Source organism: Streptomyces tailanensis (genome assembly GCF_008386495.1).
In the GTDB taxonomy this organism is placed as follows: Bacteria; Actinomycetota; Actinomycetes; order Streptomycetales; family Streptomycetaceae; genus Streptomyces; species Streptomyces tailanensis.
This window is the reverse complement of record NZ_VTHJ01000104.1, coordinates 1-19,624: the sequence shown is the minus strand read 5'-3', so window position 1 is coordinate 19,624 and position 19,624 is coordinate 1. Positions and strand designations below refer to the sequence as shown.

The following is a 19,624-nucleotide window of genomic DNA, read 5'->3' as shown; positions in this document are numbered from 1 at the left end:
GTGGGCCCGCAGCTCCAACGCTGCGGGCCCACCGACGTTCCCGTAAAAAAACCGCCGGGGTGCCCCGACCCATCAGGTTCAGGCCACCCCGGCGGCACGTTTCTGCTGAGCCCCGTCCGAGGCGTCAGGCCTCCTCGTGGCTGACCGCGCGGCGAGCGTCCGCGTCGAGGACGCCCCAGCTGATCAGCTGCTCGGTGAGGACCGAGGGGGACTGGTCGTAGATGACGGCGAGGGTGCGCAGGTCGTCCTGGCGGATCGACAGCACCTTGCCGTTGTAGTCACCGCGCTGGGACTGGATCGTCGCCGCGTAACGCTGCAACGGACCCGCCTTCTCGGCCGGCACATGGGCCAGGCGCTCAAGGTCGAGGACGAGCTTCGGCGGCGGCTCGGCGGCGCCACCAGGGGTCGTACCGGGAAGCAGCTCCTGCACCGGAACCCCGTAGAAGTCCGCCAGCTCCGCGAGGCGCTGCACGGTGACGGCGCGGTCGCCGCGCTCGTACGAACCGACCACGACCGCCTTCCAGCGTCCCTGGGACTTCTCCTCGACACCGTGGAGGGAAAGGCCCTGCTGGGTGCGGATGGCCCGGAGCTTGGCCCCGAGCTGTTTGGCGTATTCGCTGGACATATAGCTCCCCGGACGAAGGCTGGTGACTCACTGTGAGGTTACGCAGCGTGACTCTGCCCCGTCAAGCCGAATGGTCCGGACCGACTCTTCCGTGGTAACCGTTGTCGGTTGCGCCAGGGGGGTGATCAGGGGCGTTGCGGGAGCCTGCTAACGTTGATGGCGCAAATCCGACGTCCTTTAAGGTCCGTCCCGTGAGGCGGAGAAGGAGGTCCGTTTCGTATGGACACGCAGGAAAATCCGCAACCGGATCAGCCGTCGTCCGATGCGAGGCCCGTTCTCGAAGGCCCCGACATCGCGCGCGTCCTGACCCGCATCGCCCACGAGATCGTCGAACGCGCCAAGGGCGCCGACGACGTGGTGCTCCTCGGCATTCCGACCCGAGGCGTCTTCCTCGCCCAGCGGCTCGCCGCCAAGCTGGCGGAGATCACCGACCGCAAGATCCCGGTCGGCTCGCTCGACATCACCATGTACCGCGACGACCTGCGCATGCATCCGCCGCGTGCGCTGGCCCGCACGGAGATCCCCGGCGACGGCCTCGACGGCCGCCTGGTCGTCCTCGTCGACGACGTGCTCTTCTCCGGCCGCACGATCCGTGCCGCGCTCGACGCGCTGAACGACATCGGCCGCCCGCGCGCCGTACAGCTCGCGGTCCTCGTCGACCGCGGCCACCGCGAACTTCCCATCCGCGCCGACTACGTCGGCAAGAACCTCCCCACGTCGCTGCGGGAGACGGTCAAGGTCCAGCTCGCCGAGGAGGACGGTCGGGACACCGTACTGCTCGGCGCGAAGCGGACCGCCCGGGGCGCGCAGCACTAGCGATCGCCCGGCGTACGGCGCTGCCATGCGCCCCAGGATCGCTCCAGCGCGCCCGCCTGCCCGGCTGTCCCCGGCCGGTCGGGCCCTCGCCTCCCACTCTGAACCGCCTTACGGAGCCTGAAAGATGCAGCGTCATCTCATCTCGGCCGCCGACCTCACCCGTGACGACGCCGTCCTGATCCTCGACACCGCCGAGGAGATGGCCCGGGTCGCGGACCGGCCGATCAAGAAACTGCCGACCCTGCGCGGCCGTACCGTCGTCAACCTTTTCTTCGAGGACTCCACCCGCACCCGGATCTCCTTCGAGGCCGCCGAGAAGCGTCTGTCCGCGGACGTCATCAACTTCTCCGCCAAGGGCTCGTCGGTGTCGAAGGGCGAGTCCCTCAAGGACACCGCCCAGACCCTCGAGGCGATGGGCGTCGACGCTGTCGTCATCCGGCACGGCGCCTCCGGAGCCCCGTACCGGCTGGCGACCTCCGGCTGGATCGACGCCGCCGTGATCAACGCCGGTGACGGCACCCACCAGCACCCCACTCAGGCCCTGCTCGACGCCTTCACCGCGCGCCGCCGCCTCGTCGGCCGGGACGCCGGGCTCGGCCAGGACCTGTCCGGCAGACGCATCACGATCGTCGGCGACGTCCTGCACAGCCGCGTCGCCCGTTCCAACGTCGACCTGCTGCACACCCTCGGCGCCGAGGTCACCCTCGTCGCCCCGCCCACCCTGGTCCCGGTCGGCGTCGAGACCTGGCCCTGCGACGTCTCGTACGACCTCGACAGCACGCTCGCCAAGTCCGACGCGGTGATGATGCTGCGGGTGCAGCGCGAGCGGATGAACGCCGCGTTCTTCCCGACCGAGCGCGAGTACTCGCGGCGCTACGGCCTCGACGGCGACCGCATGGCACGGATGCCCGAGCACGCCATCGTGATGCACCCCGGCCCGATGGTCCGCGGTATGGAGATCACCGCCGAGGTCGCCGACTCCGACCGCTGCACCGTCGTCGAGCAGGTGGCCAACGGAGTCTCCATCCGGATGGCCGTGCTGTACCTGCTCCTGGGCGGCAACGAACCCGCCGTCGCCCACCCGTCGCCCACCACCACCCTTGCATCGAGGCGCTTCGCGCCCACCCCTGCATTCCGCACCACCGAGGAGAAGTAAGACGATGAGCAAGATCCTGATCCGTGGTGCGAAGGTGCTCGGCGGCGAGCCGCAGGACGTGCTGATCGACGGTGCGGTGATCGAGGCGGTGGGCAGCGGGCTCTCCGACGAGGGCGCCGAGGTGGTCGAGGCCGGCGGCAAGGTTCTCCTGCCCGGCCTCGTCGACCTGCACACCCATCTGCGGGAGCCCGGCCGTGAGGACTCCGAGACCGTGCTCACGGGTACGCGGGCGGCGGCCTCCGGTGGCTACACGGCCGTCTTCGCCATGGCCAACACCTTCCCCGTCGCCGACACCGCCGGTGTGGTCGAGCAGGTCTGGCGACTGGGCCGGGAGCACGGCTACTGCGACGTCCAGCCCATCGGTGCCGTCACCGTCGGCCTAGAGGGCAAGAAGCTCGCCGAGCTGGGCGCGATGCACGAGTCGGCCGCCGGGGTCACTGTCTTCTCCGACGACGGCAAGTGCGTCGACGACGCCGTGATCATGCGCCGGGCCCTGGAGTACGTGAAGGCTTTCGGAGGTGTCGTCGCCCAGCACGCGCAGGAGCCGCGGCTGACCGAGGGCGCCCAGATGAACGAGGGCATCGTCTCAGCCGAACTGGGCCTCGGCGGCTGGCCCGCGGTGGCCGAGGAGTCGATCATCGCTCGGGACGTCCTGCTCGCCGAGCACGTGGGGTCCCGCGTACACATCTGCCACCTGTCGACCGCGGGCTCGGTGGAGATCGTCCGCTGGGCCAAGTCCCGCGGCATCGACGTCACCGCCGAGGTCACCCCGCACCACCTGCTCCTCACCGACGAGCTCGTGCGGACGTACAACCCGGTCTACAAGGTCAACCCGCCGCTGCGCACCGAGCGCGATGTGCTGGCCCTGCGCGAGGCGCTCGCCGACGGCACGATCGACATCGTCGCCACCGACCACGCGCCGCACCCGCACGAGGACAAGGACTGCGAGTGGGCCGCGGCCGCCATGGGCATGGTCGGGCTGGAGACCGCGTTGTCCGTGGTCCAGGAGACGATGGTCGACACCGGGCTGCTCGACTGGGCGGGCGTCGCGGACCGCATGTCCTTCAAGCCGGCCAAGATCGGGCAGGCCAGGGACCACGGCCGTCCCGTCTCGGCAGGTGAGCCCGCCAACCTCACGCTCGTCGACACGGCATACCGTGGGTCGGTGGATCCCGCGGGCTTCGCCTCGCGCAGCCGCAACACCCCGTACGAGGGCCGCGAGCTGCCGGGCCGTGTCACGCACACGTGGCTGCGGGGCAAGGCCACGCTCGTCGACGGGAAGCTCACGTGACACCTGTAATTCTGCTGGCCGCCGAGAAGGAATCGGCCGAGGTCACCGACTGGGCCGCGCGGATCGGCTGGCTCGTCGGACTCGCGCTCTTCGTCGCGCTCGTCTACTGGCTGATGCGCGAGGGCTGGAAATGGCGCGGCACGCTCCAGAGCGATCTGCCCGCCCTCCCCGACGCGCCGGATGAGCCCGGTCCCGTGAGACTGAGCATGAGCGGCCGCTACCACGGCTCCACCACCGCCGGGCAGTGGCTCGACCGCATCGTGGCGCACGGCCTGGGCACCCGCAGCCGGGTCGAGCTCACGCTGACGGACGCGGGCCTGGATGTCATACGCCCGGGAGCGACGGACTTCTTCGTCCCGGCCCGGGCCCTGCGCGAGGCCCGGCTCGACAAGGGCATCGCCGGCAAGGTCCTCACCGAGGGCGGGCTGCTGGTCGTCACCTGGGAACACGGCGACAGGCTGCTCGACTCCGGGTTCCGCTCCGACCGCGCGGCCGAGCACAACGAATGGGTCGAGGCCCTGAACAACATGATCAACAAGACGGAAACGGAAGGCGCACGATGACGACCTCCACCCGGGGAGCCACCAAGGCTCCCGCCGTACTCGTCCTGGAGGACGGCCGGATGTTCCGCGGCCGTGCCTACGGGGCCGTGGGGGTGACCTTCGGCGAGGCCGTGTTCTCCACCGGGATGACCGGCTACCAGGAGACCCTCACCGACCCGTCGTACCACCGCCAGGTCGTCGTGATGACCGCCCCGCACGTCGGCAACACCGGAGTCAACGACGAGGACCCCGAGTCGAAGCGGATCTGGGTCGCGGGCTATGTCGTACGCGACCCCGCGCGCGTGCCCTCCAACTGGCGCTCCCGGCGCTCCCTCGACGAGGAGCTGGCCGGGCAGGGCGTCGTCGGCATCAGCGGCATCGACACCCGGGCCCTCACCCGCCACCTGCGCGAGCGCGGCGCCATGCGCGTGGGCATCTTCTCCGGCAACGCGCTGCCCGACGAGGGCACCATGCTCACCGAGGTGCGCCAGGCCCCCGAGATGAAGGGCGCCGACCTCTCCACGGAGGTCGCCACCAAGGAGCCGTACGTCGTCCCGGCGATCGGCACGAAGAAGTTCACCGTCGCCGCCGTCGACCTCGGTATCAAGGGCATGACCCCGCACCGCATGGCCGAGCGCGGCATCGAGGTGCATGTGCTGCCCGCCACGGCGACGGTCGAGGACGTGTACGCGGTCCAGCCCGACGGAGTCTTCTTCTCCAACGGACCCGGTGACCCGGCCACCGCCGGCCACCCGGTCTCCGTCATGCGGGCGGTCCTGGAGCGCGGCACCCCGCTCTTCGGCATCTGCTTCGGCAACCAGATCCTCGGGCGCGCGCTCGGCTTCGGCACATACAAGCTGAAGTACGGCCACCGCGGCATCAACCAGCCGGTGCAGGACCGTACGACCGGCAAGGTCGAGGTCACCGCGCACAACCACGGCTTCGCCGTCGACGCCCCGCTCGACAAGGTCTCCGAGACCCCCTACGGCCGCGCCGAGGTCTCGCACGTCTGTCTGAACGACCAGGTCGTCGAGGGGCTCCAGCTGCTCGACAAGCCTGCCTTCAGCGTCCAGTACCACCCCGAAGCGGCAGCGGGCCCGCACGACGCCGCCTACCTGTTCGACCGCTTCGTATCCCTGATGGAGGGCCAGCGTGCCTAAGCGCACCGATATCCAGTCCGTCCTGGTCATCGGCTCCGGCCCGATCGTCATCGGCCAGGCCGCCGAGTTCGACTACTCCGGCACCCAGGCGTGCCGTGTCCTGCGCGCCGAGGGCCTGCGGGTCGTCCTGGTCAACTCCAATCCGGCGACGATCATGACCGACCCGGAGATCGCCGACGCCACGTACGTCGAGCCGATCACCCCCGAGTTTGTCGAGAAGATCATCGCCAAGGAGCGGCCGGACGCCCTGCTGCCGACCCTCGGTGGCCAGACGGCGCTCAACACGGCCATCTCGCTGCACGAGAACGGGGTGCTGGAGAAGTACGGCGTCGAGCTGATCGGCGCCAACGTCGAGGCGATTCACAAGGGTGAGGACCGCGATCAGTTCAAGCTGGTGGTTGACGCGGTCAACAGCAAGATCGGGTATGGCGAGAGTGCACGATCGGTGATCTGTCACTCGATGGAGGATGTGATCGCCGGTGTCGAGGAGCTCGGCGGCTACCCGGTCGTCGTGCGCCCCTCCTTCACCATGGGCGGCGCCGGCTCCGGCTTCGCACACGACGAGGAGGAGCTGCGCCGCATCGCCGGCCAGGGCCTCACGCTCTCCCCGACCACCGAGGTGCTCCTGGAGGAGTCCATCCTCGGCTGGAAGGAGTATGAGCTGGAGCTGATGCGCGACAAGCACGACAACGTCGTGGTCGTCTGCTCCATCGAGAACTTCGACCCCATGGGTGTGCACACGGGTGACTCGATCACGGTCGCGCCCGCGATGACGCTCACGGACCGCGAGTACCAGATCCTCCGTGACATCGGCATCGCCGTCATCCGCGAGGTCGGCGTCGACACCGGCGGCTGCAACATCCAGTTCGCTGTGAACCCTGTTGACGGCCGTGTCATCGTCATCGAGATGAATCCGCGTGTATCGCGGTCGTCCGCGCTTGCCTCCAAGGCGACCGGTTTCCCGATCGCCAAGATCGCCGCCAAGCTGGCCGTCGGCTACACGCTGGACGAGATCCCGAACGACATCACCGAGCAGACCCCGGCCTCCTTCGAGCCGACGCTCGACTACGTGGTCGTCAAGGCCCCGCGTTTCGCCTTCGAGAAGTTCCCGTCCGCCGACTCCTCGCTCACCACGACCATGAAGTCGGTCGGCGAGGCCATGGCGATCGGCCGCAACTTCACCGAGGCCCTCCAGAAGGCGCTGCGGTCGCTGGAGAAGAAGGGCAGCCAGTTCACGTTCGTCGGCGAGCCCGGCGACAAGGCGGAGCTGCTGGTGGAGGCCGTGCGGCCCACCGACGGCCGTATCAACACCGTCATGCAGGCCATCCGGGCCGGTGCCACGCAGGAAGAGGTCTTCGAGGCCACGAAGATCGACCCGTGGTTCGTCGACCAGCTCTTCCTGATCAAGGAGATCGCGGACGAGCTGGCCGCCGCCGACAAGCTGGATCCCGACCTGCTCGCCGAGGCCAAGCGGCACGGCTTCTCCGACCAGCAGATCGGTGAGATCCGCGGCCTGCGCGAGGACGTCGTGCGCGAGGTCCGGCACGCGCTGGGCGTGCGCCCGGTGTACAAGACGGTGGACACCTGCGCCGCCGAGTTCGCGGCGAGGACGCCGTACTTCTACTCCTCGTACGACGAGGAGACCGAGGTCGCGTCCCGCGAGAAGCCGGCTGTGATCATCCTCGGCTCCGGCCCGAACCGTATCGGCCAGGGCATCGAGTTCGACTACTCGTGTGTCCACGCCTCCTTCGCGCTCAGCGACGCGGGCTACGAGACCGTGATGGTCAACTGCAACCCGGAGACCGTCTCCACGGACTACGACACCTCCGACCGCCTGTACTTCGAGCCGCTGACGCTGGAAGACGTGCTGGAGATCGTCCACGCGGAGTCGCTGGCCGGCCCGATCGCGGGCGTCGTCGTCCAGCTCGGCGGCCAGACCCCGCTGGGCCTGTCGCAGGCGCTCAAGGACAACGGCGTACCGGTCGTCGGTACCTCCCCGGAGGCCATCCACGCCGCCGAGGACCGCGGCGCGTTCGGTCAGGTGCTCGCCGAGGCCGGGCTCCCGGCGCCGAAGCACGGCACGGCGACCACCTTCGCCGGCGCCAAGGCCATCGCCGACGAGATCGGTTACCCGGTCCTCGTCCGCCCGTCCTACGTGCTCGGCGGACGCGGCATGGAGATCGTGTACGACGAGGCCCGGCTGGAGTCGTACATCGCCGAGTCGACCGAGATCAGCCCCTCCCGACCGGTCCTGGTCGACCGCTTCCTGGACGACGCGATCGAGATCGACGTCGACGCGCTGTACGACGGCGAGGAGCTGTACCTCGGCGGCGTCATGGAGCACATCGAGGAGGCCGGTATCCACTCCGGCGACTCGGCGTGCGCCCTGCCCCCGATCACCTTGGGCGGCTTCGACATCAAGCGCCTGCGGGCCTCGACGGAGGCCATCGCCAAGGGTGTTGGCGTGCGCGGCCTGATCAACATCCAGTTCGCGATGGCCGGCGACATCCTCTACGTCCTCGAAGCCAACCCGCGCGCGTCCCGTACGGTCCCCTTCACCTCGAAGGCGACCGCGGTGCCGCTGGCCAAGGCGGCCGCCCGGATCTCGCTCGGCGCGACCATCGCCGAACTGCGGGCGGAGGGCCTGCTTCCGGCGAACGGCGACGGTGGTGAGCTGCCGCTCGACGCGCCGATCTCCGTCAAGGAGGCCGTCATGCCGTGGTCGCGCTTCCGCGACATCCACGGGCGCGGCGTCGACACGGTCCTCGGCCCGGAGATGCGCTCCACTGGTGAGGTCATGGGCATCGACTCGGTCTTCGGCACGGCGTACGCCAAGTCGCAGGCCGGCGCGTACGGGCCGCTGCCCACCAAGGGCCGCGCGTTCATCTCGGTCGCCAACCGCGACAAGCGCTCGATGATCTTCCCGGCGCGTGAGCTCGTCGCCCACGGCTTCGAACTGCTCGCCACGTCCGGCACGGCCGAGGTGCTCAAGCGCAACGGCATCAACGCCACCGTCGTCCGCAAGCAGTCCGAGGGCACCGGCCCGAACGGCGAGAAGACCATCGTCCAGCTCATCCACGACGGCGAGGTCGACCTCATCGTCAACACCCCGTACGGTACCGGCGGCCGCCTCGACGGCTACGACATCCGTACGGCCGCCGTGGCCCGGTCCGTGCCGTGCCTGACGACGGTCCAGGCGCTCGCCGCCGCCGTCCAGGGCATCGACGCGCTCAACCACGGTGACGTGGGCGTCCGTTCGCTCCAGGAACACGCGGAACACCTGACCGCGGCCCGCGACTAGCAGCCCTGAGGGGGACACCGGAAACGGTGTCCCCCTCTTCGTGAGGCTCATGAGGCTTCAAGAGGACACTGACTATGTACAAGCTTTTCTTCCGTCTGGTTTTCAAACGGATGGACCCTGAAGAGGCCCACTACCTGGCCTTCCGCTGGATCCGCCTCGCCGCACGCATCCCTGTGCTCCGCACCTTCGTCGCGGCCGCGCTGGCGCCCCGCTACGAGGAACTGCGCACAGAGGCCTTCGGACTGCGCATGCACGGCCCGTTCGGGCTGGCCGCCGGCTTCGACAAGAACGCCGTAGCGATCGACGGGATGTCGATGCTCGGCTTCGACCACGTCGAGATCGGCACGGTGACGGGCGAGGCACAGCCCGGCAACCCCAAGAAGCGACTGTTCCGTCTGGTCGCCGACCGGGCGCTGATCAACCGCATGGGCTTCAACAACGAGGGCTCGCTGGCCGTCGCCGCGCGCCTGGCCTCGCGTACGCCCGTCTTCAAGACCGTGGTGGGCGTCAACATCGGCAAGACCAAGGTCGTCCCGGAGGATGAAGCCGCCGGGGACTACGTGAAGTCGACCGAGCGTCTTGCCCCGTACGCCGACTACCTGGTCGTGAACGTCTCCTCGCCCAACACGCCCGGTCTGCGCGACCTCCAGGCCACCGAGGCGCTGCGCCCCCTGCTGACCGCAGTGCGCGAGGCCGCCGACCGCACGGTGCGCACGCGCCGCGTCCCGCTGCTGGTCAAGATCGCGCCGGACCTCGCCGACGAGGACATCGACGCCGTCGCCGACCTCGCCGTGGAACTGGGCCTGGACGGGATCATCGCCACGAACACCACCATCGCGCGCGAGGGCCTCGGCCTGAAATCCGAACCCTCCCTCGTGAAGGAGACGGGCGGTCTCTCCGGCGTCCCCGTCAAGGCCCGCTCCCTCGCGGTCCTGCGCCGCCTCTACGCGCGCGTGGGCGACCGGATCACCCTGGTGGGCGTCGGCGGCATCGAGAACGCCGAGGACGCCTGGCAGCGCATCCTCGCCGGCGCCACCCTGGTCCAGGGCTACAGCGCCTTCGTCTACGAGGGCCCCTTCTGGGCGCGCGCCATCCACAAGGGCCTCGCCGCACGCCTGCGGACCAGCCCGTACGCCACTCTCGCCGACGCGGTCGGCGCCGACGTGAGGAAGAAGACGGCATGACTGAGCCCTTCGGTGCGCGGCTGCGCCGTGCCATGGACGAGCGCGGCCCGCTGTGCGTCGGTATCGACCCGCACTCCTCCCTGCTCGCGGGCTGGGGCCTGAACGACGACGTCGCCGGCCTGGAACGCTTCAGCCGCACGGTCGTCGAGGCGCTGGCGGACCGGGTGGCCGTCCTCAAGCCGCAGAGCGCGTTCTTCGAGCGCTACGGGTCGCGCGGCATCGCCGTCCTGGAGAAGTCGGTCCAGGAGGCGCGGGCGGCCGGCGCGCTGGTCGTCATGGACGCCAAGCGCGGCGACATCGGCTCCACCATGGCGGCGTACGCCGAGACCTTCCTGCACAAGGACGCCCCCCTGTTCTCGGACGCGCTGACCGTCTCGCCCTACCTGGGTTATGGCTCCCTGAAGCCTGCGGTGGACCTCGCGCGAGAGAGCGGGGCCGGGCTGTTCGTGCTGGCGCTGACCTCCAACCCGGAAGGCGGTGAGGTGCAGCACGCGGTCCGTGCCGACGGGCGGAACGTCGGGGCGACGATGCTGGCGCACCTGGCGGCCGAGAACGCGGGGGAGGAGCCGATGGGTTCCTTCGGTGCCGTCGTCGGCGCCACGCTGGGCGATCTGTCGTCATACGACCTGGACATCAACGGACCTCTCCTCGCGCCCGGAATCGGCGCCCAGGGAGCCACACCGTCCGACCTTCCGGGGGTCTTCGGGGCGGCCGTGCGCCATGTGGTCCCGAACGTCAGCCGGGGTGTTCTTCGTCACGGTCCCGACGTCGTCGCGCTGCGTGACGCGTCGGATCGTTTCGCGGACGAGATCCGGGCCGCGGTTGCCGCTGCCTGAGACCTCCGATGAGTGCCTCTCGGACGACTTGAGTCTGAATACATTCTCAAATCCTGGGCAATGTGCCGGTTATGTCCGACTCCAGGGAGGCTGACCAGGACTTTTCCGCTGTTCTCGCTGACTCGGGCGGAGTTGGCCGCTAGTCTCCGAGCAGTGGGGCATCTCCCACACCTTCGAGGTTGTGGGGGAGAACGGGCAAGCGTGTTGCTCGTAGCTCCCCAGGTGTGGGGCGACTAGGTTCCTCACCGGTCCGTATCCGACAGTTCGACATCCGAGGTGACGTAGGCGTGGCTCTTCCGCCCCTTACCCCTGAACAGCGCGCAGCCGCGCTCGAAAAGGCCGCCGCGGCTCGCCGGGAGCGGGCCGAGGTCAAGAATCGACTCAAGCACTCCGGCGCCTCCCTGCACGAGGTCATCAAGCAGGGCCAGGAGAACGACGTCATCGGCAAGATGAAGGTCTCCGCCCTGCTCGAGTCCCTGCCGGGCGTGGGCAAGGTCCGCGCCAAGCAGATCATGGAGCGACTCGGCATCTCCGAGAGCCGCCGTGTACGCGGCCTCGGTTCCAACCAGATCGCTTCTCTGGAGCGTGAGTTCGGCAGCACCGGTTCCTGATCCCGGGTAACTGACGGGAAGGGAGTCCCGGGCACTCCGGGACAGCTGGAATAATCGCTGCATGGCTGCAACATTCCGGGGGACGACCCCCGAGCCCCCGGACGTACGTCCGCGGCTGACCGTGCTCTCCGGCCCCTCCGGGGTCGGCAAGAGCACGGTCGTCGCCCATATGCGCAAGGCGCACCCCGAGGTCTGGCTCTCGGTGTCGGCGACGACCCGCAAGCCGCGCCCTGGCGAGCAGCACGGAGTCCACTACTTCTTCGTCACCGACGACGAGATGGACAAGCTGATCGCCAACGGCGAGCTGCTGGAGTGGGCCGAGTTCGCCGGCAACCGCTACGGCACCCCCCGGGCCGCCGTGATCGAACGCCTGGAGCGGGGCGAGCCCGTTCTGCTGGAGATCGACCTCCAGGGCGCACGGCAGGTCCGCGAGACCATGCCAGAAGCCCAGCTGGTGTTCCTGGCGCCTCCCTCCTGGGAGGAACTGGTACGCAGACTCATCGGGCGGGGCACCGAGGCGCCCGAGGTCATCGAACGCCGCCTGGACGCGGCGAAGGTCGAGCTGGCGGCCGAGCCGGAGTTCGATGTGACCTTGGTCAACACCTCCGTCGAGGATGTGGCGCGCGAGCTGCTAGCCTTGATGGATGTTGTGTGATCACGGGTTCTCCGGATTCTCTGGGCTCTCCGGGATCCTGAGGGGTTCAGTGATCACGACCGATCTTTTCCCATCCATCGGAAGGTAGAGCGTGTCCTCTTCCATCTCCGCGCCCGAGGGCATCATCAACCCGCCGATCGACGAGCTCCTCGAGGCCACCGACTCGAAGTACAGCCTCGTGATCTACGCGGCCAAGCGTGCCCGCCAGATCAACGCGTACTACTCGCAGCTCGGCGAGGGCCTCCTTGAGTACGTCGGTCCCCTCGTGGACACCCACGTCCACGAGAAGCCGCTCTCGATCGCCCTGCGCGAGATCAACGCGGGTCTGCTGACGTCCGAGGCCGTCGAGGGCCCGGCGTAAGTCGTATTTGTAGACCGCAGTAGGTTTTTCCACAGGCCCGGCAGTGCGACTGTCGGGCCTGTGGTGTGGGATGGACGCGTAGGTCGATGAGCCGCGCGGTGCGGACATCAGGTGCGGACATCAGGTTCGGGTTCGAGTGCGGGGAGGCCCGGTGGGCAAGCCGAAGGTCGTTCTGGGGGTCAGCGGTGGGATCGCCGCCTACAAGGCGTGCGAGCTGCTGCGTCGGCTGACCGAGTCCGGGCACGACGTGCGCGTCGCACCGACCGAGTCCGCGCTGCACTTCGTCGGCGCCGCCACCTGGTCCGCGCTCTCGGGCCACCCGGTCTCGACCGAGGTGTGGGACGGCGTCCACGAGGTGCCGCACGTCCGCATCGGCCAGGAGGCCGACCTGGTCGTGGTGGCCCCGGCGACCGCCGACATGCTGGCCAAGGCGGCCCACGGCCTGGCCGACGACCTCCTCACGAACACCCTGCTGACCGCCCGCTGCCCGGTCGTCTTCGCCCCCGCCATGCACACCGAGATGTGGGAGCACCCGGCCACCCAGGAGAACGTGGCGACGCTGCGCCGCCGCGGCGCCCTCGTCATCGACCCCGCCGTGGGCCGGCTGACCGGCGTCGACACCGGCAAGGGGCGCCTGCCCGACCCCGTGGAGATCTTCGAGATCTGCCGCCGGGTGCTGGCCAGGGGCGTCACACAACCGGACCTCGTCGGCCGCCACGTCGTCGTGAGCGCCGGCGGCACCCGCGAGCCCCTCGACCCGGTCCGCTTCCTCGGCAACCGCTCCTCGGGCAAGCAGGGATACGCCCTGGCCCGTACGGCCGCCGCGCGGGGCGCCCGGGTCACGCTGATCGAGGCGAACACCGGGCTGCCGGACCCGGCCGGTGTGGACATCGTGCGGGTCGGCACGGCGGTGCAGCTGCGGGAGGCGGTGCTCAAGGCCGCCCCGGACGCCGACGTCGTGGTGATGGCGGCCGCGGTGGCGGACTTCCGCCCGGAGAACTATGCCACCGGCAAGATCAAGAAGAAGGACGGCCAGGACCCCGAGCCGATCGTCCTGGTGCGAAATCCGGACATCCTCGCAGAGATATCGTCCGACCGTTCCCGTCCCGGCCGCTTGATCGTCGGCTTCGCCGCCGAGACCGACGACGTCCTCGCCAACGGCCGTGCCAAGCTGCGACGCAAGGGCTGCGACCTTCTCGTGGTGAACGAGGTGGGGGAGCGTAAAACGTTCGGCTCCGAGGAGAACGAGGCTGTGGTGCTCGGAGCTGACGGGAGCGAGACCCCCGTGCCGTACGGACCCAAGGAAGCCCTGGCCGAAACGGTGTGGGACCTTGTCGCGAGCCGGCTCGGCTGACTGATCCAATCGCGCCATCGCTCCCTGGAACCGCGCACATTGAGGCGTGGCGACCCTGGCGAACACGGACGGCCATTGGGCAGAATGCACGTGCCGCAGGTCACAGGCTCCCGAGAGACGAGACAGGTGGGCCGGTGGCCGAGCCCGACCGATAAACTGTTCTCGGACGACGCCGGGCGCAGCCCCCGACCGTCCGCCAATGATCAGCCAGCAGCCGCTGCAACCACAGGGAGCGTTGTGTCCCGTCGCCTGTTCACCTCGGAGTCCGTGACCGAGGGTCACCCCGACAAGATCGCTGACCAGATCAGCGATGCCATTCTCGATGCGCTCCTGCGCGAGGACCCCACGTCCCGTGTCGCAGTGGAGACGCTCATCACGACCGGCCTGGTGCATGTGGCCGGCGAGGTCACGACCAAGGCGTACGCGCCGATCGCCCAGCTGGTCCGGGACACGATCCTGGCGATCGGCTACGACTCCTCGAAGAAGGGCTTCGACGGCGCCTCCTGTGGTGTGTCGGTGTCGATCGGCGCGCAGTCCCCGGACATCGCGCAGGGCGTCGACACGGCGTACGAGTCCCGGGTCGAGGGGGCCTCCCAGAGGGACGAGGGTGACGAGCTGGACCGGCAGGGCGCCGGCGACCAGGGTCTGATGTTCGGTTACGCGACGGACGAGACGCCGACGCTGATGCCGCTGCCGATCTTCCTGGCCCACCGTCTGTCGAACCGTCTGTCCGAGGTCCGCAAGAACGGCACCATCCCCTACCTGCGTCCCGACGGCAAGACCCAGGTCACCATCGAGTACGACGGCGACAAGGCGGTCCGCCTGGACACGGTGGTGGTCTCCTCGCAGCACGCCAGCGACATCGACCTGGAGTCCCTCCTCGCCCCGGACATCCGCGAGTTCGTGGTCGAGCCGGAGCTGAAGGCGCTCCTGGACGACGGCATCAAGCTGGACACCGAGGGCTACCGCCTGCTGGTCAACCCGACCGGGCGCTTCGAGATCGGCGGCCCGATGGGCGACGCCGGCCTCACCGGCCGCAAGATCATCATCGACACCTACGGCGGCATGGCCCGCCACGGCGGCGGCGCCTTCTCCGGCAAGGACCCGTCCAAGGTCGACCGCTCCGCCGCGTACGCGATGCGCTGGGTGGCGAAGAACGTCGTCGCCGCGGGCCTCGCCTCCCGCTGCGAGGTCCAGGTCGCCTACGCCATCGGCAAGGCCGAGCCCGTCGGCCTCTTCGTCGAGACCTTCGGCACCGCCAAGGTCGACACCGAGCGCATCGAGAAGGCCATCGAAGAGGTCTTCGACCTCCGCCCGGCCGCCATCATCCGCGACCTTGACCTCCTCCGCCCCATCTACGGCCAGACCGCCGCGTACGGCCACTTCGGCCGCGAGCTGCCCGATTTCACCTGGGAGCGCACGGACCGCGTGGACGCCCTGCGCGGGGCCGCGGGGCTGTAAAGCCGCAGGTTTCGGTTCTTTCGCGAGGCCCGGTGTCCCTTTCGGGGGCGCCGGGCCTCGGCGCGTCCAGCGCGGGTGCGCCCTCGTCGATGGGGAGGTCGGGCGGCGTCGGTTGTCAGTGGGGTTTGGTAGGAATGCAGGTGTGAGCAGCGAGGATGGGAAGAGGGGCGGCGGCGCGGGGGACGCGGTGCCGGAGCAGCTCGCGCTCATTCGGGACGCCGTACGGAAGAACAAGGCGCCGAAGGCGAAGCCGCGGACCTGGCGGGGGGCCGCGCTGGCGAAGGAGTTGCCGGTCGCGCGCGTTGTGGTCGACAAGGGGGTGCTGCACCTCGATCGGTACTTCGACTATGCCGTGCCGGAGGAGTTGGATGCCCTCGCTCAGCCGGGGGTGCGGGTGCGGGTGCGGTTCGGGGCCGGGGGGCGGAATGTCAGGGAAGGGCGGCGGGAAGGGGGCTCGCTGATCGACGGGTTTCTCGTCGAGCGGGTCGCCGAATCCGACTATGCGGGGCCGTTGGCCGCACTCGCGCAGGTCGTGTCGCCGGAGCCGGTGCTGGGGCCTGAGCTGCTGGGGCTGGCGCGGGCGGTGGCGGATCGGTATGCCGGGAGTCTCGCGGATGTGCTGCAGTTGGCCGTTCCGCCTCGGCACGGCAGGGCTGAGGCCGTGGAGATGGGTGGGCCGCCTCCTCCGCCGGTTCCGCCCGACCCCGGGTCCTGGCGGCGGTACGGGCGGGGGGAGGAGTTTCTGCGGGCGCTGGCCGACGGGGGGTCCCCCCGGGCCGTGTGGACCGCGTTGCCCGGGCCGGACTGGGCCGAGGAGATCGGGCGGGCCGTGCAGGCGACGCTCGCGTCGGGGCGCGGGGCGCTGGTCGTCGTACCGGCCGGGCGGCCCGCCGCGCGGGTCGACGAGGCGCTCAGGAGATTGCTGGGGGAGGGGCAGCGCGCGCTGCTGACCGCCGACGCGGGGCAGGAGCGGCGCTACCGGGAGTGGCTGGCCGTGCGGCGAGGGGCCGTGCGGGCTGTCGTCGGGACCCGTGCGGCCATGTTCGCGCCCGTGCGGGATCTCGGGCTCGTTGTCGTCTGGGACGACGGCGATGCCAGCCACAGCGATGACAACGCTCCCTTCCCGCATGTGCGCGAGGTGCTGGAGCTGCGGGCCACACGGGACAAGTGCGGGTTCCTGCTGGGGAGTTGGAGCTGTACGGTCGAGGCCGCGCAGCTCGTCGAGAGCGGGTGGGCCGCGCCGCTCGTCGCCGGGCGGGAGCAGGTGCGGGCCGCCGCGCCGTTGGTGCGGACCGTGGGCGACGGGGAACTGGCGCGGGACGAGGCGGCTCGGGCCGCGCGGCTGCCGAGCCTCGCCTGGCAGGTCGCCAGGGACGGGTTGCGCAGCGGGCCCGTACTCGTCCAGGTGCCGCGGCGGGGGTACGTCCCGCGTATGGCCTGCGCGCGATGCCGGGAGCCCGCGCGGTGTCGGCACTGCGCGGGGCCGTTGGAGGCGCAGGAGAGCGCCGGTTCCCTGACCTGCGGGTGGTGCGGGCGCGCGGAGGCGGACTGGCACTGCCCCGAGTGCGGGGGCCACCGGCTGCGGGCGCAGATCGTGGGGGCGCGACGGACCGCCGAGGAACTGGGGCGGGCCTTTCCCGCGGTGCCCGTGCGGACCTCCGGGCGGGAGCAGGTGCTGGACACCGTGCCGGGGACACCGGCGCTCGTGGTGAGCACGCCGGGAGCCGAACCGGTCGCCGAGGGCGGGTACGCGGCTGCTCTGCTGCTCGACGGGTGGGCCATGCTCGGGCGGCCCGACCTTCGGGCCGGGGAGGAAGCGCTGCGGCGTTGGATCGGCGCCGCCGCGCTCGTACGGGAACAGGGAGCGGGCGGCACGGTCGTCGTGGTCGCCGAGCCCACGCTGCGCCCTGTGCAGGCGCTTGTGCGGTGGGATCCGGTGGGGCACGCGGTGCGGGAGCTCGCCGAGCGGGCCGAGCTGGGGTTTCCACCCGTGTCACGCATGGCTGCCGTGTCCGGGACGGCTCAGGCCGTGGCCGAATTTCTCGGTGGGGTCGAACTGCCGTCGGAAGCCGAGGTGTTGGGGCCCGTACCGGTGCCCGTCATGGAGGCGGGGAGGGCACGGCGGGTGGGGACACCACCGCCGGGCGAGGTGTGGGAGCGGGCCCTGATCCGGGTGCCGCCCGGGAGGGGCGCGGCGCTGGCCGCCGCGTTGAAGAGTGCGCAGGCGGCGCGGATGGCACGTGGGGGAAGTGAGGGGGTGCGGATTCGGGTTGATCCGCTCGATATCGGGTGAGGGGCACTGCGCGAGTGGGCCGCGGGGGATGAGACTGCCTCCCGGTCGGGTACCGGGAGGCAGTCAGGGAGGGATCAGCCGTTGCGCGGGCCGGGGAAGGCCGTGGGCCTTGCCTCGTCGCGGAGGGTGGGGCTACCGGCTGTCGGCTGGGTCGGCATTTGCGTGGGCATCGGGGCCGGCATGCTGCGGGCCGCGGGCACCGTGGGCATGCCCGAGCCGACATTGACGGTGCGGGAGCCCTGGGGTTCTCCTGTGCGCTCGGCCTCCGCGGCGGCCTGGGCGGCGGCGCGGCGGGCGCCGTAACGGCGGTGTACCGCTTGTTTGGTCACCCCGAGGGCCGAGCCCACCGCGTCCCACGAGAAACCGAGTGAGCGGTCGAAGTCCACGGCGGCCGTGACCAGGGTCTCGACACTGTCCCGCAGCTCCTGGGCGAGGCGGACGGTCGGGGCGGGGGCGCGTCCGTAGACGACGAAGCCCGTGGAGGGGCCGGAGCGGCGCGGGCGGTAGACGTTGCCCAACTGGGCGGTGAGGGTGCGCAGTGCGTCCACCTGCCGGCGGACCCGCTCGATGTCCCGCACCAGCAATTGCAGGCTGGCCCGAGCCTGGGCGTCGTGGGTTGCGTGGTCGGCCATGAACAAGCCTCTCGAACCGGCGTTGAAATAAGGATGTGCCGCTGATTGCGGCCCGTATTGGTCAACTCTTTCTTGACCAACGCGGATTCGCTCCGCTGGTAACGGGGTGGGGGCGTAGGGGCATATGCGCGGGGCGCGTGGGGGGTGAGTGCGCCCCCGCTGCCGCTGGGCTTTTGCGGGGGTCTCCCACCCGCGCACCGCCCGTGCGAGTCGGCTGACAAGTACGGGTTTCCCGTGGGGGCTGATCGCCATGGGCGGCTGCGGGTTGCGGGGGTCATAGACTGGTGTGCTGTCCCGCGTCTTGTGCGCGGGAGTGTGCGAACTTCCGTGCGAGAGGCCGATAGTCACCCATGAAGCTTGTCTTCGCTGGTACCCCAGAGGTCGCGGTTCCCGCGCTGGACGCTCTGGTCGCGTCGGGGCGGCATGAGGTGGCCGCTGTCGTCACGCGGCCGGACGCGCCGGCGGGGCGGGGGCGGCGGCTGGTCGCGAGTCCTGTGGCGCAGCGGGCGGAGGAGGCGGGCATCGAGGTGCTGAAGCCCAACAGGCCGCGGGACGAGGAGTTTCTGGCGCGGTTGAGGGAGATCGGGCCCGACTGCTGTCCTGTGGTGGCCTATGGGGCGCTGCTGCCGCGTGTCGCCCTCGATGTCCCCGTCCACGGGTGGGTCAACCTGCACTTCTCGTTGCTGCCGGCCTGGCGGGGTGCCGCGCCCGTGCAGCACTCCATCATGGCGGGGGACGAGATCACGGGGGCGTCGACGTTCCTGATCGAGGAGGGGCTCGACTCCGGGCCGGTGTACGGAACCGTCACCGAGGAGATCCGGGCGACCGATACCAGTGGTGATCTGCTGACCAGGCTCGCCTTCGCGGGTGCCGGGCTGCTCGCCGCCACCATGGACGGGATCGAGGACGGGTCGCTGAAGGCGGTGCCGCAGCCCACCGAGGGGATCACCCAGGCGCCGAAGATCACGGTCGAGGACGCGCGGATCGACTGGGCGACGCCCGCGCTGCGGGTCGACCGGGTCGTGCGGGGATGTACGCCCGCACCGGGCGCGTGGACGACGTTCCGGGGTGAGCGGCTGAAGCTCGTCCAGGTCGTGCCGGTGCCCGAGCGGACCGAGCTCGCACCGGGCGCGCTGGAGGTCGGCAAGAACAACGTGTACGTCGGGACCGGCTCGTACGCCGTGGAGCTGCTCTGGGTGCAGGCGCAGGGCAAGAAGCCGATGCGTGCCGCCGATTGGGCGCGTGGGGTGCGGATCAGCTCCGGCGAGTCCGTCGGGAACTAGGGCCTGTATCTGGTTTCGATCAAGGGGTGGCCCGCGCGAGCTCCTTGATCCAGATCATCGAGC

The 19,624-nt window shown here is 70.2% G+C and carries 17 protein-coding genes; 15 read left to right on the top strand and 2 right to left on the bottom strand.

From position 1 onward, the window contains the following. Positions 1–124 precede the first annotated feature (124 nt). Positions 125–625 carry a transcriptional regulator BldD gene (gene bldD / locus F3T56_RS43205; RefSeq protein WP_015661809.1) on the bottom strand — a complete coding sequence of 167 codons (501 nt, stop codon included), beginning with the start codon at positions 623–625 and terminating at the stop codon, positions 125–127. 219 nt (positions 626–844) lie between these two features. Here bldD and pyrR point away from each other — a divergent pair, with 219 nt between their 5' ends. From pyrR to F3T56_RS43135, 14 genes are all read left to right on the top strand, one after another. After that, positions 845–1,441 (top strand): bifunctional pyr operon transcriptional regulator/uracil phosphoribosyltransferase PyrR, encoded by a 597-nt coding sequence (pyrR, locus tag F3T56_RS43200; RefSeq protein ID WP_149830953.1) that lies wholly within the window; start codon positions 845–847, stop codon positions 1,439–1,441. Between the two features lie 124 nt (positions 1,442–1,565). Beyond that, positions 1,566–2,597 (top strand): aspartate carbamoyltransferase catalytic subunit, encoded by a 1,032-nt coding sequence (locus F3T56_RS43195; protein WP_246204648.1) that lies wholly within the window; start codon positions 1,566–1,568, stop codon positions 2,595–2,597. A gap of 4 nt (positions 2,598–2,601) precedes the next feature. After that, positions 2,602–3,888 carry a dihydroorotase gene (locus tag F3T56_RS43190; protein WP_149830952.1) on the top strand — a complete coding sequence of 429 codons (1,287 nt, stop codon included), beginning with the start codon at positions 2,602–2,604 and terminating at the stop codon, positions 3,886–3,888. Then, positions 3,885–4,451, top strand: coding sequence for a PH-like domain-containing protein (locus F3T56_RS43185; protein ID WP_149830951.1), 567 nt, complete (start codon positions 3,885–3,887; stop codon positions 4,449–4,451). Before F3T56_RS43190 ends, F3T56_RS43185 begins: the two co-directional genes overlap by 4 nt. Next, positions 4,448–5,590, top strand: a complete 1,143-nt coding sequence (gene carA, locus F3T56_RS43180; protein ID WP_149830950.1) for a glutamine-hydrolyzing carbamoyl-phosphate synthase small subunit — start codon at positions 4,448–4,450, stop codon at positions 5,588–5,590. Before F3T56_RS43185 ends, carA begins: the two co-directional genes overlap by 4 nt. Next, a complete protein-coding gene (gene carB, locus F3T56_RS43175; protein ID WP_149830949.1) occupies positions 5,583–8,891 on the top strand; it encodes a carbamoyl-phosphate synthase large subunit in 3,309 nt (1,102 codons plus the stop codon). Before carA ends, carB begins: the two co-directional genes overlap by 8 nt. Before the next feature lie 74 nt (positions 8,892–8,965). Then, positions 8,966–10,075, top strand: a complete 1,110-nt coding sequence (locus F3T56_RS43170) for a quinone-dependent dihydroorotate dehydrogenase (RefSeq protein WP_149830948.1) — start codon at positions 8,966–8,968, stop codon at positions 10,073–10,075. Next, a complete protein-coding gene (gene pyrF, locus F3T56_RS43165) occupies positions 10,072–10,911 on the top strand; it encodes an orotidine-5'-phosphate decarboxylase (RefSeq protein WP_149830947.1) in 840 nt (279 codons plus the stop codon). Before F3T56_RS43170 ends, pyrF begins: the two co-directional genes overlap by 4 nt. Positions 10,912–11,198: 287 nt before the next feature. Next, positions 11,199–11,522 carry an integration host factor gene (locus F3T56_RS43160; protein ID WP_003977346.1) on the top strand — a complete coding sequence of 108 codons (324 nt, stop codon included), beginning with the start codon at positions 11,199–11,201 and terminating at the stop codon, positions 11,520–11,522. Positions 11,523–11,583: 61 nt separating this feature from the next. Beyond that, the gene (gene gmk / locus F3T56_RS43155; RefSeq protein WP_149830946.1) at positions 11,584–12,177 is read left to right on the top strand and encodes a guanylate kinase; all 594 of its coding nucleotides are present in this window, start codon (positions 11,584–11,586) and stop codon (positions 12,175–12,177) included. A 91-nt stretch (positions 12,178–12,268) separates the two neighbouring features. Further along, a complete protein-coding gene (gene rpoZ / locus F3T56_RS43150) occupies positions 12,269–12,538 on the top strand; it encodes a DNA-directed RNA polymerase subunit omega (protein WP_005485492.1) in 270 nt (89 codons plus the stop codon). Between the two features lie 151 nt (positions 12,539–12,689). Continuing rightward, positions 12,690–13,892, top strand: coding sequence for a bifunctional phosphopantothenoylcysteine decarboxylase/phosphopantothenate--cysteine ligase CoaBC (gene coaBC / locus F3T56_RS43145; protein ID WP_149830945.1), 1,203 nt, complete (start codon positions 12,690–12,692; stop codon positions 13,890–13,892). Between the two features lie 237 nt (positions 13,893–14,129). After that, positions 14,130–15,353, top strand: a complete 1,224-nt coding sequence (gene metK / locus F3T56_RS43140; RefSeq protein ID WP_149830944.1) for a methionine adenosyltransferase — start codon at positions 14,130–14,132, stop codon at positions 15,351–15,353. Positions 15,354–15,495: 142 nt separating this feature from the next. After that, positions 15,496–17,646 (top strand): primosomal protein N', encoded by a 2,151-nt coding sequence (locus F3T56_RS43135; RefSeq protein WP_149830943.1) that lies wholly within the window; start codon positions 15,496–15,498, stop codon positions 17,644–17,646. Positions 17,647–17,720: 74 nt separating this feature from the next. Here the strand turns inward: F3T56_RS43135 and F3T56_RS43130 are convergent, their stop codons facing one another. After that, entirely contained in the window at positions 17,721–18,278 is a 558-nt protein-coding gene (locus tag F3T56_RS43130) for a hypothetical protein (protein WP_149830942.1), read from the bottom strand. Between the two features lie 350 nt (positions 18,279–18,628). Between F3T56_RS43130 and fmt the strand changes: the two genes are divergently transcribed. Beyond that, positions 18,629–19,561: a methionyl-tRNA formyltransferase gene (gene fmt / locus F3T56_RS43125; protein ID WP_149830941.1), complete on the top strand. Its 933-nt coding sequence runs from the start codon at positions 18,629–18,631 to the stop codon at positions 19,559–19,561. Positions 19,562–19,624 lie beyond the last annotated feature (63 nt).